Origin of the sequence: Gordonia aichiensis (assembly GCF_039946255.1) — a bacterium.
In the GTDB taxonomy this organism is placed as follows: Bacteria; Actinomycetota; Actinomycetes; order Mycobacteriales; family Mycobacteriaceae; genus Gordonia; species Gordonia aichiensis_A.
In genome coordinates this window covers 1-1404 of record NZ_JBCDWL010000037.1, presented here as the reverse complement: position 1 = coordinate 1404, position 1404 = coordinate 1, and the positions used below count along the sequence as shown (strand labels likewise).

Annotated in this window: 1 pseudogene; it reads left to right on the top strand. The window is 56.3% G+C overall.

The window, feature by feature from the left end:
* Positions 1–744: pseudogene (locus AAFO60_RS20770) on the top strand (hypothetical protein); the annotation flags it as partial.
* Between the last annotated feature and the right edge of the window lie 660 nt (positions 745–1404).

The window sequence follows — 1404 nt, the reverse complement described above, 5'->3', positions numbered from 1 at the left end:
GTCGTTAGCACTCCACTTGTCGGACTGCGGACGGGGGACAACGCACGGTTCATTCGGCAGTGGTGGGAGGTGTGCCATGCCCGAACCTCTTTTTTCTGCGAATCCCTACAGGCGGCTGAAGCGACTGGATCGAGATGGTTTCCGTATAACAAAGGCGGCGCGTTTCGGCGCTGGTATGGAAACCACGACTATGTTGTCAACTGGGAGCATGACGGTCGGGAGATCGAGGAGGGTCTTGCTAGGAGGTATCCGTACCTCGTCCCATCTGGGAAGAAATTGGTTCGCGGACAAGGCCGCGACCGATACTTTTCACCGTCAGTGTCATGGTCGAAGATCGGCACCGGAGCGCCGTCATTTCGTGCGTATCCTCCAGGGTTCATATTTGCTGACGCTGGCACATCAATATTCACGGCATCATCGAGGGGTCGTGCAGCACTGATCGCATTCACCAACTCGCGGGTCGCATACGAACAGCTGGCAGCTGTGTCACCTACCCTCAACTTTGAGGTCGGGCAGATCGCGAGGCTTCCAACGTTTGAAAGCGTACCCGACCAGGTCGTAGATCGCGTGCCTGCACTGATTGAGGAGTCCCAGGTTGACTGGGACAACTTTGAATCCTCCTGGAACTTTGAGGGTAATCCGTTGGTCAAGTTGGCACAGGCGGTTGACGCTCACTCATTGCGCGCTGCAACAGCATGCGCGTCCACTCTGCCATGCGACGAGAAACGCCAGGAAGATACCTGATCATCCATCGAGTTGAGTGCATTGGAAGGTTACGACGAGTGGATTTGAGTTGAAGTTCCAGGATGTTTCAGAATCGTCCCAGTCCGCCTTTGCGGTTCCTATGAGTGACTCTACGGAATAAATCGGGAGCTCGGAAACCGTTTCCGGAACCGGAGTCTTTCCAATGTCGCCGACGCTTGATGTCATTGTCGGGGCGAGCGCTTCGAGCATGAGCTCTGCGAACGGCGAGTTCATCACTGCGGCAAGGCGATTGAGGAGATTCGGTGAACCGAATGCTGAGTTTCCCTTATTTCCATGGATGAAGCCGGCTGGGAAGCGTCGGAAGGATGGTGCCCCCGACGATATGTCCGACCATGACACTGACGGTGAAAAGTAGCTACTCGTGTTCTGTGCCCGCGATCGGGGGCGTCCACCACACTCTGTTCCGAAAGCCCGAATCTCGGCTCCGTCATTCTCCCAGTTGACAACAAATTCTTGGTTTCCGTACCATCGCCGAAATTCGCCCCCTTTGTTGTACGGGAACCATCGTCGGCCTGACACGGACGCCTCATCACGGCTGCCGCAGTGCCGACCAGTGCGCTTTTCTGATACCTCCCACCATTGCCGCAGGAACCGGTTGTTGTCCGCAGTCGCCAAACCCTGACGCGGCTCAGCGATGAG